Raw genomic sequence first — 12,547 nt, 5'->3', positions numbered from 1 at the left:
TCACGAACCAATTACGCAATATAGGGAGTTCCCGGCAAGATGCGAAGCCTGATAACTGAATCACAACCACTCCCGACCACTCGGTCATTTCGAATCCTGCGCAGCGGGGTGAGAAATCTAAACTACAACTCTCCCGAAAAAGCCTTGTTCAGAATGGATTTTTTCAGCGCATCCAGAGCCGAAATTTTTTTCTGATAAATCGATTCGAGCTGCTGGGTTTCCTCCCAAAGTACATCTATCTTAGTCGCAATAATTTTCTGCACAGACTGCTCGTCTGGAAAAAAGACTCGTTCATCATGAACAAAATTGCGGTTTAGAGTCGGAACCCCTGTTCCTGTTGCAAAACGATTTAGATCAAAGTGAGTTAGTAACCAATAAACGAGTTTAGAGTCGTTCCCATGAAACTCCTTGATGAAAAGCACTGTATTCAGAGGCCAGTAGTCATTTTCAATGTAAAACACACGACCAATACTACCACTACGCCCAGTTGCCACCCCTGGACCTTTCACAGGTCCTTCGACATGGGTATCAATAAAACCGCTTGAGCTGACAAGCGGAAATGATCCGGGCACTCTGGATCGAGTAGGTAAATCAAAACCTCTTTGTAGTGCACAAACATCCTCCAATCGCTTCTCAACCCACCCATCACCTCGCTGGGTAAAAACGGAATTCAGATATGAGTCAAAAAGCGCACGGGCGTTTTTGAGGTTCTGTTCTGCGTTTGCTTTGGCTGTAGCAATACCCTCAAATGCTTCATCAAGAATAGCTACGATCCGCTGCTGCTCGGTGGAGGAGGGAATAGGAATTTCGACATCCTTAAGCTTTCCTCCAGACAACTCTTTAAAAGTCGCACCAGACCCAAGTGAATTCAGAAGTTCAACGACACTTAAAAGGTAGTAATAAAGATATTTGTAATAGAGTTGACTTCGAGGTATCAAACCTTTGCAACCCTGATTCGTGGCCATAAGTTCAGTATTGACAACCAAGTGTCCGATAGGTGCTCGTGATGAAAGAATCACTGAGTTAGGTGGCAAAAGCTTCGCAGAACTATCACGAAGTCCTATATCACTAAGCTTGCGTTCAGTGTCACTGACATAAGGACTGAGACGCTTGCCCATCTCGGCTGGTGTAATCCAAAGATGGTTACCATCCCAATTTGCGGGATCACCCGTTTTAGGTGTTCCTCCGTTCATGACATCGCACACATCCCCCAGCTTTTTTATTTCCCAACCCGCTTTCACAGCAATCTCCGAATATTGGCCAGCACCTCGGCACTCTCGGTGTCAAGTGCGGCAATCTCGTTCATGATATCCTCCGGAGTGCGATGAACCACTTCACCGCCGTTGTTGGGGTTCTTCACGGAGAGATCCCTCGTCAGGGGATCAACATCGGCGATGCTCAGGCTCCACGATTGAGCGGAATCGGCTTTGGTTTTCTGCAGTTCGATGAATTCAGCCAGATCGTTGTCGTTGAGCGGGTTGGTCTTGCCCATGTTGCGACCGGGGTCGAGCTGATAGTACCAGATATTCGTTGTCGGCGCGCCTTTTTCAAAAAAGAGCACCACGGTTTTGACGCCCGCGCCCTGAAACGTACCACCGGGGCAGTCAAGCACGGTGTGGAGGCTGCAGCTTTCAAGCAGGTGGCGGCGCAGGCTGACGGAAGCGTTGTCGGTATTGGAGAGAAAGGTGTTTTTGATAACGATGCCCGCTCTGCCTCCGGCCTTGAGAATCTTGATGAAGTGCTGGAGAAAGAGGAATGCAGTCTCTCCCGACTTGATGGGGAAGTTATGCTGCACCTCAGCCCGCTCCTTGCCGCCGAAAGGGGGGTTGGCTATGACGATGTCGTAGCGGTCACGCTCCTGAATGTCGGCAAGGTTTTCGGCAAGCGTATTGGTATGCACAATGTTCGGCGCTTCAACCCCGTGCAGAATCATGTTCATGATGCCGATAATGTAGGCAAGTCCCTTCTTCTCCTTGCCGTAGAAGGTGCTTTTCTGCAACAACTCCATATCGCCGGTTGTCAGGTTTTTTCCTGCCTTCAGATACTCGTATGCTTCGGCAAGAAAGCCTGCCGAGCCGACCGCGCCGTCATAGATCTTCTGACCGATAACCGGGGACACCACTTTGATGATCGCCTTGATAAGTGGCCGGGGGGTGTAGTATTCACCTCCATTGCGACCGGCATTGCCCATGTTTTTGATTTTGCTCTCGTAGAGATGGCTCATCTCATGCTTTTCGGCATTGGAGCGAAAGCGAAGCTCATCTATCCGGTCGATCACTTCACGCAGGTTGTAGCCGCTCTGGATGCGGTTTTTCAGCTCGCTGAAAATCTCACCGATCTTGTACTGAATGGTTGATGAACTTTCGGCAGAGCTCTTGAAGGTTTTCAGATAGGGAAAAAGATGCCGGTCAACAAAATCCTTGAGGTCATCACCGGTCGCCGCATTGTTGTGGTCTATCTTTCCCTCTGCGGTTTTTGGTGCCGCCCAGGACTCCCAGCGATAGTATGGGCTGAGCAGCGGAGTGTATGGTTTGCCGGAAAGCAGTGCCGCAGTCTCCTTGTCTTTTTCAAGGTCGTCAAGGTACTTGAGAAAGAGTATCCATGAGGTCTGCTCTATATAATCAAGCTCACTGCCGCAGCCCGCGTCTTTATGCAGGATGTCATCAATATTTTTAAAGGTCTGCTCGAACAACGGATAGACTCCTTTTACAATCTGGAATGAAAAGAGGAGGTATCTCTATTAATTTGTTCTGCGATGCGACTGCTTCGTTGGGCGGTGCTCGAAATCCTCATGTACTCCTTGTACATTCCGGATTCTCCGCTGCCTCTCACTCAAACCGCTCACGACAATTAATAGAGATACCAAGTAACGCAGAAACGGCACAGCAGTCAATATAACGCCACGTCCGGGGCTCAGCAAATATATGGAGAGGGAATGACTTTACGCCCTGCAGGGGATCACGATCAAACACCGCATCAAAGAGGGAATTAGAGAGGGTTATCTGTTCGGTTGCGATAATTGGTCAGGTCCTCGGTGGTCATTTGTTCGGGAAGAACGAGACGATAATGCCGCTCTTCGCTGATACCGATGCCGTTCTCACTTTCTTCAAATGAAAAAAGTGCAATCAGATTATCATCCATGAACTGTGCGGCAATTGGACGGCAGATAAGGTTAGGGAATTTTGCTGCACAAAGTGCGAAATCCTGCTCAATCTGAATAATACCCAGTTTATCTGATCCGCCTTTCCCCTGAACAGGAAAAACATATTGTGCTCCGCGCCGGTCAACACCAACATATATTTCATCAGTTTCCACCTGCCCTATTTCCGGCACAGTTGTCCGAAGATGATTTTGAAGCGAATAACAGGTAACTCCCGAAAAAATATCAATCAACCGGTTATACCTCAGTTTGGCCAACAGACTTTGTTCATCATTGAGCGCGTACATTCCAATAATTCCCGGAGTGGCGTCAGGAATCTTGGTCTCGGCAAGCAGCGTATTTGGGAATATTCGTGGCATAGCGGTCAGCGAAAACTTGTATTTCGCCTGCCCGGCCGGACGAATTACCCACTCAAGACCTTCCGGGGCTAATCTGCGAATTGATTCCGGCAGTGCAACCCGGTATCTGAAACTATAGATAATATCACCCAAATTCTTTGGCAAGGCGATGCCAAGCTCGACTGCCGTAGCAGCTAAATCTTCTCGCTGAAAGAAAATATCCTTTTCACCCTGTCGGAAAGTTTTCGCGAAAACTTTTTCAATGAGTTTTGAGTATCGATTCGGGTTTTTTACCATTTTCTGCACTCCTTGTTATCAGCCATTCCATTGCAAAACAACAACCTCTTCCCTCATCTGTTGTCGTGTTGCCGTAGCGAGGCGGGTACGGAAAAGGTCAATGCTGACAACCCTGTACCCAAGAGATTCAGCAATACCGGCAAGCAACTGACCGGTTCGTATCATGACCTGAAGGTAAGACGCCTGATCACCAACCACATAACCAAGAAAGGCTCCCTGCCGGAGATAGGGCCTTAATTCAGCTAAATGACGAGCCATACCTCCAAAATAGAGCTTTGTTACCTTGCCATACAACCGCTCAAATCCGGAGGTTTTTCCGAGGGTAACTCTGCGATGTTCAATCTCGGTTGCAATAGCCTGTATCTCTTCGTGGTCGTCAACCCACCGGTCATCATCATCACCTTTGTAGACATTTCGGGTATTGGAACGCAGCAATCCCTTTTTCAAGGCTCTGAGCTCCTCTTTGTTGTGAATGAACCCAAGCAAAACACTTTCAAGCCGTGTTGTTCGAGTATAGTCTTTTTCATTTGGATAGGGAGGGGAAGTAAAAACAGCATCAATACTTTCCGGCAGCAAAAGCTGTGCGAGTTGTCGCGAGTCTGCATGATGAATAACTGCTTGCGCGTTGCAGGGTGTGCATCCCTGAATATCACAAGCCATACGTTCGACTTCCGATAGCCAGCTTTCCACAACCGGCGCATCTGTTTTTTTTATACGTTGAACGCCAACTTCGGGGCCAAAATGGAGGTTGCTTATCGAAAAGACCAGGGATTTTGCAAGGGCCAGCATTTCATGACGATGAAATTCAGAGTGCGCTTCCTCCCCAAGCGCTTCAATCAAGAGCAGCGATTTATGCAACGGTAATGGACTGATAGAATTGGCAAGCAACAGCGACATAGATTCATCCGGCAGTGTTCTGAGCGCATTGCCATTTTGAGAAGTGATTGCTCCGTTTACACTTTGTGCGATCTGACGAGCATGTTCTTTCAGTTTTGAGGGATCAATATTCCAGTCTGACTTGACATCGCTGGCAAAATAAGCCACTGGATTTGCTTCAATGCCAACACTGTTTATACCACAAAGTTTTGCTTCGACTATGGTAGTACCTGTGCCGCAAAAGGGATCAAGCACCGTAGCTCCATCGTTCAATCCAAAGCGCTCCAGGTATTGGCGAACAAGATGCGGGGGAAAGGAGAGTACGAAACGGTACCAGTCATGAAAGCCTCTATCACGATGTGATATCTTGTTTGCAGTGCTGTTAACCAATGTACCATTCGGTATGGCGAAATCAGGAAAGAGCGCTGTCTGCCGGGAAAATTGATCTGTTTTGATGAGCACACTCATATAACCACAATTTCCTTGTCGATTTCAGATTTCAGCTCCAAAATGATTGACCGATCCAACCAACGACCAATGCAAAGAATAGATCGGCTCAACGATAATCCATGTAAAAAATACGAATAAAAAACGACTCCACTTCAGAAATCAATAAATGTTCTCACCTCACAGCAGCCGGTCGAGGACGGCGACGATGCGGGGGGCGGAGGCGCCGTCCCATTTTTCGGGGATTTTGGAGCGGCTCGTTATATGCTGGTGAGAACCGGGGTGGAGAATGTCGTGAATGCGGTTTTTGATATCCTCCTCATCAAGACCGACAAGCACGTTGGTGCCGATCTCGATGGTGGATGGGCGCGCTGAAGTATCCATCATGGTAAGACAGGGGACATTCATCACCGTTGCTTCGGCCTGAAGCTCTTCAGTGTCGGTAAGCAGAAGCATCGAGTCGCGAAGCAGGGTAAGGAGGCCGGCATGGGATGGCGGCTCAATCAGCTTCAGATTCTCTATAGCGATGAATTCCGCATCAAGCAGATGCTCTTTAAGCAGGGCGTCAAATCCGGCAATACGCGGCATGACCACCGTTATGTTGGAGGCAAGTTCCGTCAGCACCCGAAGCAGCATTCCGATATGCTCTTTACCGGCGGAAAAAACGCCCTCTCCGATGAGCATCAGTGCATATTTCTTCGGTTTTATCCCTTTAACCGGAACAGTGCTCTCCTTGTTTGCCTGCTCCATAAGGCGAACAAGGGAGTCGATTGAAAGGTTGCCGGAATAGAAAACCTTTTCATCGGCAACGCCCTCATTGATGAGATTGTACTCACCGCTGTGTTCGCTGACAAAGTGGAACTCGGCCATGGCGTCAATAACAACCCGGTTGACCTCTTCGGCATCAGAGCGTTCATAGCTTCGCAATCCCGCATCAACTGCGGCTGCCTGCATGCCAAGCTTGGCTGCGGTCACCGCAGCACCGAGAGCTACATTATCGCTGCCGCAGACCAGCACGAGATCGGGTTTTTCACTGAGAAGAATGGCCTCCATTCCGGTCATAACGGAGGCAAGCTGATGAACCGCAGAACCTTCGGGCAGGTAAATGGTCCGGACGTCGTCACCGATCCCAAAACATGACGCCAGGTCGCTGCTGAGCGGCCTGGCACCTTTTGCAGAAACAAGAAGGGCTACCGGCTGGTAGGCTCCGTTTTTTTTCAGGGCATCATAGAGCGGTGCAAGCGAGAGTATGCCGGGCCTGCTTCCGGCGGCAAGGAGTAATTTTTTCACAGTAAAAACAAAGCTTTGTTACATTAGAGAGCAAGGCACAACATAACCATCAGATCTCCATGCGAAAATTTATTCCGGTCAGCATATTGTTCGCCTGCATCATGCTTGCGCAAACAGTAGTGCTTCCGGTTCTGCACCATAATACACTCAGGGCGGAAAAAAAGAAAATTATTCTCGAGCATGCCGATACCATTGAGGGCGGAGAGAGTAAAGGGGGCAGCTTCCGTTCGGTCATTGGCAATGTACGCTTCCTGCACGACAACATAACCCTCAAATGCGACCGGGCCACCAATTACGAAGCAGAAAACAGGATCGTTCTTACCGGCAACGTCTACATTACCGACAACGCTTACGAGATTTACAGCGACAGCGGTGTCTACTGGCCTGACAGAGAGACCGGCGAACTGAGCGGCAACGTCCGGAGCCGGATGCTCAACAGCTCACTTGCAGCAAAAGCCCGTAAAGCAGTCGTCAACAAAGGCACCAGCCAGATCTGGCTTTACGATGACGCCATAGCCTGGCATGATCGCAAGCAGATCAGTGGCGACATTATCCTATTGCATCTCAAGGAGGCAACGTCAAGTGCAAAGCGTCGTCATATTGATGAGATGCAGGTGCAGGGAGGTGCCTTTTTTGCATCCCTTGACACCATCTCCCTTTCTCCACAGGTTTATGACCAGCTTGGAAGCAGAAAAATGGTTATCCGGCTGAACGACAACTCAAAAATAACCGGCATAACCGCCACCACCGAAGCCGAAAGTCTCTATCATCTCTATGACGAAACGCGCAAACCCTACGGAATCCACTACTCAAGCGGCAATGTGATACGGATGCTCTTCACTGACGGCATACTGAAGCAGGTCCGGGTAATCGGCAATGTTGAAGGGAAGCAATACCCCGAGCGGCTCCGGGGTGACAAAAGCATCAACCTCTCAAAGTTTGTCTGGCGGGAGAGTGAAAATCCGTTTACATCAGGAAAAGAGAAAAGCCTTCCGGGGAAGGCTTTTCAATAATCTGATCTTCAGGGAATAAGGCGGCCATGAAGGCTATTTTGCCAATGGGCAGGAGCCGGATGAACAGGAGCCGGTCGAGCAGGGTGATGGAGCCGGAACTGGCTTGCTGGCGTTATAGTCGGTTTTGTAAAAGCCGGAACCCTTAAGCACAAATCCGCCATCGGCGGTGATAACGCGCTCAAAGGTCTCCTTTTCGCATTTCGGGCAGATGGTCAGCGAGGCATCACTCATTTTCTGGACTATTTCAAGTTCATTGCCGCAACTTGAACAGCGATATTGATAGGTTGGCATAAGGTAATTTCACTCCTTGATTTATTCGTGTTCTGACTATTATGAGATAGGTAAGTCCCCGTTTTTTTCGGGGTAGATCCATGTAAAAAAGTGCTTCCGCCCTGTTCAGGCAGGGCTAATGTATATACTGATAATTGCGAAAATAAAAAAGCTGAAGCCGTGATCGTCAAAACCAGAGCCGTGATTCTTCGGGAGGTCAAATACCGCGACCAGTCGAAGATCTGCGCCCTCTATACCCGCGAATTCGGTAAAATTTCCGTCATCATCAAAGGGGCACGCAATCCTAAAAACAAGCTATCGGGGCTCTTCAGTGCCGGAAATGTGGTTGACGTGGTGCTCTATAAAAAACAGAGCCGGGATATTCAGCTTGTCAGTGATGGTAACCTTGTTTTAAGTCCGATGGTTCCCGATCCGGATATGGAGCGCTTTGCCGTACTCTACCAGATTATTGATCTTATCCGCACAGGCACGGAGAGCGACGAGAAAAACCTCCCACTCTTCACCCTGCTTGCCGGAACCCTCCAGCAGCTCTACCGTAGCGGTGTCAATTTCCGTCAGCTCCATGCATGGTTCCTGCTCCGGCTTGTCTCCCTGATGGGATTTCAGCCCTTGTTGAGTAACTGTGTCTTCAGCGGTGAGGATCTGACGACGGCAATCAGGGAGATGAAGCTGACGGAGCTCTATTTTGTCATGAACCCCGGCGGGCTTGCCCTGCCTGCAGCCGCCATCCAGAGCAGCTTAAAAAAGCGGCTGATTCCGGTCCGTCTGGCCATGCAGCTCAATGAGCTTGCCTCTGCCCGCCATCCCGCAGGTGACACCTTCATCTCTTCACCGGAAGATATCGATACCCTCTGCTCGCTGCTGCAGGAGTATTGCGCGCTGCATATGGAGCACTCCCGGGCGCGCAAAAACATCTCAATCGTTGAACAAATCCTGGTTAAATAGTGCATCCCGAGCCGGTATCCGTGGTTTTGGGGTTTTATATCTGCCGGACTATTTCTATCTTAAGAGTCATTTTATTACTCTCATAACCTCTTGTTCAATCCTAAACAGATCTGTCCAACATGCCTCAACTAACCAAATCAGCTGAACTCTTTGAAAAAGCAAAGAAGTTTATTCCCGGCGGCGTAAACTCTCCGGTACGGGCATTCAAATCCGTTGGCGGAACACCGATCTACATGGCTAAAGGCTCAGGCGCATACCTGACCGATGTTGACGGTAACACCTATCTTGACTATGTCGGATCGTGGGGCCCCTTCATTCTCGGCAGCATGCACCCGAGAATCACCGCCGCACTTGAATATACCCTGAAAAACATCGGCACCAGCTTCGGCACACCGATCGAGATGGAGATTGAAATTGCCGAACTGCTCTGCAAGATCGTTCCTTCACTTGAAATGGTTCGCATGGTCAACAGCGGAACCGAGGCAACCATGTCGGCCGTACGCCTTGCAAGAGGCTACACCGGACGCGATAAAATCATCAAATTTGAAGGGTGTTACCACGGTCACGGCGACAGCTTCCTCATCAAGGCAGGTTCAGGTGCCCTTACGCTCGGCGCTCCCGACAGCCCCGGTGTCACCAAAGGCACAGCGCAGGATACCCTCAATGCAACCTACAACGATATCGAGTCGGTAAAACTGCTCGTTAACGAGAACAAGGGCAATATTGCCGCCATCATCATTGAGCCTGTGGCTGGCAACACCGGTGTTATTCCGGCAAAACCCGGCTTTCTTGCTGATCTTCGCACGCTCTGCGACCAGGAAGGAATCGTACTGATTTTCGACGAAGTGATGTGCGGCTTCCGTGTAGCACTCGGCGGTGCTCAAAGCCTCTACGGCGTTACGCCTGATCTCACCACCATGGGCAAGATCATCGGCGGAGGCCTTCCTGTCGGCGCATTCGGCGGCAAGCGCAAGCTGATGGAGCGTATTGCTCCCCTCGGCGACGTCTATCAGGCAGGTACCCTTTCAGGCAACCCGCTGGCACTGACCGCAGGTCTTGAAACCCTGAAAATTCTTATGGAAGAGAATCCCTATCCGGAACTCGAAAGAAAGGCGCAGATCATTGAAGCCGGCTTCAGCGACAACCTGAAGAAACTCGGTCTGAACTATGTGCAGAACCGTGTAGGATCAATGTCCTGCCTCTTCTTTACCGAAACACCGGTAGTCAGCTATGCAAGTGCCATCACGGCCGACACCAAAAAGCACGGAAAGTACTTCCACTCCCTGCTTGATCAGGGCATCTACACCGCGCCTTCACAGTTTGAGGCGATGTTCATCAGTTCGGTTCACACCGACGCCGATCTGGAAAAGACCATCAAGGCAAACTACAATGCGCTTGTCGAGTCCCAGAAGTAACCCGTTCCGTCAACAGAAAGAACAAAAAAAGGGAGGCCTCACGGCTTCCCTTTTTTTGTTACAGGCAATTCGGTCTCTCCCGGCAGTTATTGCTCCTCGTTATTCAATAATCCCGGATTGCACCTGCTCGCGGGTAACCATGACCCTTCCTGAGGCATCGCGCACCATCTGTTCGACCTTCGGCAGAAAGCTCTCTATCATTTCCGGAAAGTCAACTATTTCGATAACCATAGGCAGGTTGGTACCGAACTCCATGATTTTGGAGGTCTTGATAAGCATGTCGTGACCGTAGGAGAGCACGCCTTTCAAAGCCGTTGCTCCGGCAAGACCATGCAGACGGGCTTCGCGCACAATCTCTTCATAGAGCGGATTGTGACCGAAACGAACCTGTTCACCGACAAAGATGCGCAGCAGTTCTGAATTGTGAAATTCCATAATTGACTCCTTTATGACCAGATTTTTGCAAAAAGCATTCCCGAGTAAAGTGCAATGAGACCTCCGGCGATGCTGCCGAAAAGGTAGAGCCCGGCGAAGAAGAGCTGACCATCCTTCATCAGCGATGCATGCTCATACATATAGGCGGAAAAGGTGGTAAAGCCTCCGCAGAAGCCTGTCACCATAAAGAGCCGTGCTTCAGGAGAGACCAGGGTGGTCGAAACTGCAAGCTCGCTCAACAATCCGATAAGAAAACTGCCGAGCATGTTGACCGCAAAGGTTGAAAAGGGAAAGCCCGGAGCAAGCGGAAGAAAGAGCAGCGCCACCCCGTAGCGGGCCACAGAGCCGAGAAACCCGCCCGCACCAACCAGTGCAACTGCTCCAAAATGCTTCATCACGCTTCTATTTGATTCCGACCACCGCCCAACACAGCAATCAACGCTCGCAGCAGATTTTTAACGGGGTCCATAATTTTAGCGGTCATCGCCTGTCTGCCTCCCCTCAATCCTCTTGTGCGCACAACACATCTCATCAAGAATGCCGAGCAGGGTATTGAAAATACCGAGAGCGATGATCGTCGGTGCCCAGAGTCCGATAAATATAGCAATCAGCTCATGGTTAACCCCTGTGCCGAAAATAAAGATGTAAATCGAGAGCAGTATCGAAAGCGTTGCAGTCAGAAAATAGTAGAGCGGCTTCATACTGATGGTTTGATTAAGTGAGCGGTAGTTTATAAAAGGTAATAATAATCAGACGAGGAAAAAACCTCAAGGCGGCATCGGCCTTACTCAACATCAATCTGCACCTCGTTGCGGCGAAGGAACGGAATGGCCCATGGAGGATCGTAGCTTGCCGCCCTGGGAGAAGAGAGTGACCGGAACCCTCTCTTCCCGAGCCATACCGTCAGCTTTTCGGCATAGCTCCGGAGATTGCTTTCGGAATGGAGTCCTGAATAACTGATGACCGCAACCTTTTTTGCTCCGACCTTACGAAAGGTTACGGACGGGTCAAGAGGCTCGGGTAGTGAAGCAAGGGTTGATCCTTCAGGCATCACAAACGACATCACCCAGGAGTTCCCCTGCTTCTGCTGCAGCACCGGAGCGGTCATGGAGAGTTTCTCCGAAGCAGGCTCCTGAAACACGGGAGCAGTCATGGAAAGCTTCTGTTTTGAGCGGTTCTTGCCGAAAATATAGCCCGCAAGCCGGCTGAAGGCCTGACCGCTCGACTGGCCGTACCCTCCATCAACAACCGTTTCAGCCAGAACCATCCCGCCATACTGCCTGATTTCGATCTCCCCCTCTTTCTCCAGCACCGTAAACGGTGGCTCGGCTGATTCCCGCTTGCCCAGTACCGAACAGCCTGCAAGCAGCAGACTTGTCATCAGCAACAGTGACCATGCACCCATAAGAACCTCCCTTCTGTTGAATTGTTGAACAAAACGATCTTATAAATGGAACACACGCAAGAGCAAAAAGGTTTAGCTGTCAGGAGTATGCCTGATCATAAGCGGGTACGCCCGCTATGATAAAAATAGCCGGTATAGTTATATCTTTGATTGATACGTCACCATTATGCAATCCTACTCCACTCTGCTCATGAGCTTTACACTTAAAAAAAGAGTGATCGCCATCGATTACGGCACCAAGCGAATCGGTGTGGCAAAAAGCGACCCGCTCCAGCTCTTCGCCCAGCCTGTCGGCACCGTCGATCGGGCCGGACTTTCCGGAATGCTTGAAGAGATGCTCCGCAGTGACGAGATCGGCAGGGTAATCATCGGTTATCCACTGAGTGGAAACGGCGAAACAAACGCCATGACCGGCGTTATTGACCGCTTTATAGAAGAGCTGCTCGTGGAGTTCCCCCAACTGATAATTGAACGGGTCGATGAACACCACTCATCAAAAGATGCCCGCAAGATCCTTGCAGCTTCCGGTAAATCAAGAAAAGTGCGACAGGAAAAGGGGAGAATCGACAGTGCCGCCGCATGTGTACTGCTTACCGAGTATCTGGAGTCCCGCAACCGGTAGAGATTCTGCTCCA

General features: G+C 50.0%; 14 protein-coding genes. 4 read left to right on the top strand and 10 right to left on the bottom strand.

Annotation, left to right across the window (positions count from 1 at the left end):
* Positions 1–122 precede the first annotated feature (122 nt).
* The 5 genes from BOO20_RS11050 to BOO20_RS11030 all read right to left on the bottom strand — a co-directional run bounded on the left by BOO20_RS11050 (position 123) and on the right by BOO20_RS11030 (position 6,408).
* The gene (locus BOO20_RS11050; RefSeq protein WP_198935454.1) at positions 123–1,241 is read right to left on the bottom strand and encodes a restriction endonuclease subunit S; all 1,119 of its coding nucleotides are present in this window, start codon (positions 1,239–1,241) and stop codon (positions 123–125) included.
* A complete protein-coding gene (locus tag BOO20_RS11045; protein ID WP_076792712.1) occupies positions 1,238–2,692 on the bottom strand; it encodes a type I restriction-modification system subunit M in 1,455 nt (484 codons plus the stop codon). The genes BOO20_RS11050 and BOO20_RS11045 overlap by 4 nt, the downstream gene beginning before the upstream one ends.
* A gap of 296 nt (positions 2,693–2,988) precedes the next feature.
* The gene (locus tag BOO20_RS11040) at positions 2,989–3,795 is read right to left on the bottom strand and encodes an endonuclease (protein WP_076792710.1); all 807 of its coding nucleotides are present in this window, start codon (positions 3,793–3,795) and stop codon (positions 2,989–2,991) included.
* An 18-nt stretch (positions 3,796–3,813) separates the two neighbouring features.
* A complete protein-coding gene (locus BOO20_RS11035; protein WP_083694666.1) occupies positions 3,814–5,139 on the bottom strand; it encodes a DNA methyltransferase in 1,326 nt (441 codons plus the stop codon).
* A 159-nt stretch (positions 5,140–5,298) separates the two neighbouring features.
* Positions 5,299–6,408, bottom strand: a complete 1,110-nt coding sequence (locus BOO20_RS11030) for a UDP-N-acetyl glucosamine 2-epimerase (protein WP_076792709.1) — start codon at positions 6,406–6,408, stop codon at positions 5,299–5,301.
* A gap of 59 nt (positions 6,409–6,467) precedes the next feature.
* Between BOO20_RS11030 and BOO20_RS11025 the strand changes: the two genes are divergently transcribed.
* Entirely contained in the window at positions 6,468–7,421 is a 954-nt protein-coding gene (locus BOO20_RS11025) for an OstA-like protein (RefSeq protein WP_076792707.1), read from the top strand.
* Between the two features lie 33 nt (positions 7,422–7,454).
* On the opposite strand, the gene BOO20_RS11020 is transcribed toward BOO20_RS11025, so the two are convergent.
* Entirely contained in the window at positions 7,455–7,712 is a 258-nt protein-coding gene (locus BOO20_RS11020) for an FmdB family zinc ribbon protein (RefSeq protein ID WP_076792706.1), read from the bottom strand.
* Between the two features lie 159 nt (positions 7,713–7,871).
* Between BOO20_RS11020 and recO the strand changes: the two genes are divergently transcribed.
* Together recO and hemL are read left to right on the top strand one after the other, a co-directional pair.
* On the top strand, positions 7,872–8,657 hold the full coding sequence (recO, locus tag BOO20_RS11015; RefSeq protein WP_076792740.1) for a DNA repair protein RecO: 786 nt from the start codon (positions 7,872–7,874) through the stop codon (positions 8,655–8,657).
* Positions 8,658–8,776: 119 nt separating this feature from the next.
* Positions 8,777–10,072 carry a glutamate-1-semialdehyde 2,1-aminomutase gene (hemL, locus tag BOO20_RS11010; RefSeq protein WP_006365711.1) on the top strand — a complete coding sequence of 432 codons (1,296 nt, stop codon included), beginning with the start codon at positions 8,777–8,779 and terminating at the stop codon, positions 10,070–10,072.
* Between the two features lie 99 nt (positions 10,073–10,171).
* Here the strand turns inward: hemL and BOO20_RS11005 are convergent, their stop codons facing one another.
* From BOO20_RS11005 to BOO20_RS10990, 4 genes are all read right to left on the bottom strand, one after another.
* Positions 10,172–10,507, bottom strand: a complete 336-nt coding sequence (locus BOO20_RS11005) for a DUF190 domain-containing protein (RefSeq protein ID WP_076792704.1) — start codon at positions 10,505–10,507, stop codon at positions 10,172–10,174.
* Positions 10,508–10,518: 11 nt separating this feature from the next.
* Complete coding sequence (gene crcB / locus BOO20_RS11000) at positions 10,519–10,902, bottom strand: fluoride efflux transporter CrcB (protein WP_076792703.1); 384 nt, start codon at positions 10,900–10,902, stop codon at positions 10,519–10,521.
* 78 nt (positions 10,903–10,980) lie between these two features.
* Positions 10,981–11,208, bottom strand: a complete 228-nt coding sequence (locus BOO20_RS10995) for a hypothetical protein (protein ID WP_006365714.1) — start codon at positions 11,206–11,208, stop codon at positions 10,981–10,983.
* Positions 11,209–11,291: 83 nt separating this feature from the next.
* Positions 11,292–11,912 carry a heme-binding protein gene (locus BOO20_RS10990; RefSeq protein ID WP_076792701.1) on the bottom strand — a complete coding sequence of 207 codons (621 nt, stop codon included), beginning with the start codon at positions 11,910–11,912 and terminating at the stop codon, positions 11,292–11,294.
* Positions 11,913–12,102: 190 nt separating this feature from the next.
* Between BOO20_RS10990 and ruvX the strand changes: the two genes are divergently transcribed.
* A complete protein-coding gene (gene ruvX / locus BOO20_RS10985; RefSeq protein ID WP_076792699.1) occupies positions 12,103–12,534 on the top strand; it encodes a Holliday junction resolvase RuvX in 432 nt (143 codons plus the stop codon).
* Positions 12,535–12,547: the final 13 nt, after the last annotated feature.

This window comes from Chlorobium sp. KB01 (assembly GCF_001975465.1).
Classification (GTDB): Bacteria; Bacteroidota; Chlorobiia; order Chlorobiales; family Chlorobiaceae; genus Chlorobium.
This window is presented reverse-complemented; position numbering and strand designations above follow the sequence as displayed.

Coding starts and splice junctions, on each gene's coding strand:
- BOO20_RS11040 (WP_076792710.1), bottom strand. CDS start 3,795: ATGGTAAAAAACCCGAATCGATACTCAAAACTCATTGAAAAAGTTTTC.
- BOO20_RS11035 (WP_083694666.1), bottom strand. CDS start 5,139: ATGAGTGTGCTCATCAAAACAGATCAATTTTCCCGGCAGACAGCGCTC.
- BOO20_RS11025 (WP_076792707.1), top strand. CDS start 6,468: ATGCGAAAATTTATTCCGGTCAGCATATTGTTCGCCTGCATCATGCTT.
- BOO20_RS11020 (WP_076792706.1), bottom strand. CDS start 7,712: ATGCCAACCTATCAATATCGCTGTTCAAGTTGCGGCAATGAACTTGAA.
- hemL (WP_006365711.1), top strand. CDS start 8,777: ATGCCTCAACTAACCAAATCAGCTGAACTCTTTGAAAAAGCAAAGAAG.
- BOO20_RS11005 (WP_076792704.1), bottom strand. CDS start 10,507: ATGGAATTTCACAATTCAGAACTGCTGCGCATCTTTGTCGGTGAACAG.
- crcB (WP_076792703.1), bottom strand. CDS start 10,902: ATGAAGCATTTTGGAGCAGTTGCACTGGTTGGTGCGGGCGGGTTTCTC.
- BOO20_RS10995 (WP_006365714.1), bottom strand. CDS start 11,208: ATGAAGCCGCTCTACTATTTTCTGACTGCAACGCTTTCGATACTGCTC.
- BOO20_RS10990 (WP_076792701.1), bottom strand. CDS start 11,912: ATGGGTGCATGGTCACTGTTGCTGATGACAAGTCTGCTGCTTGCAGGC.
- ruvX (WP_076792699.1), top strand. CDS start 12,103: ATGAGCTTTACACTTAAAAAAAGAGTGATCGCCATCGATTACGGCACC.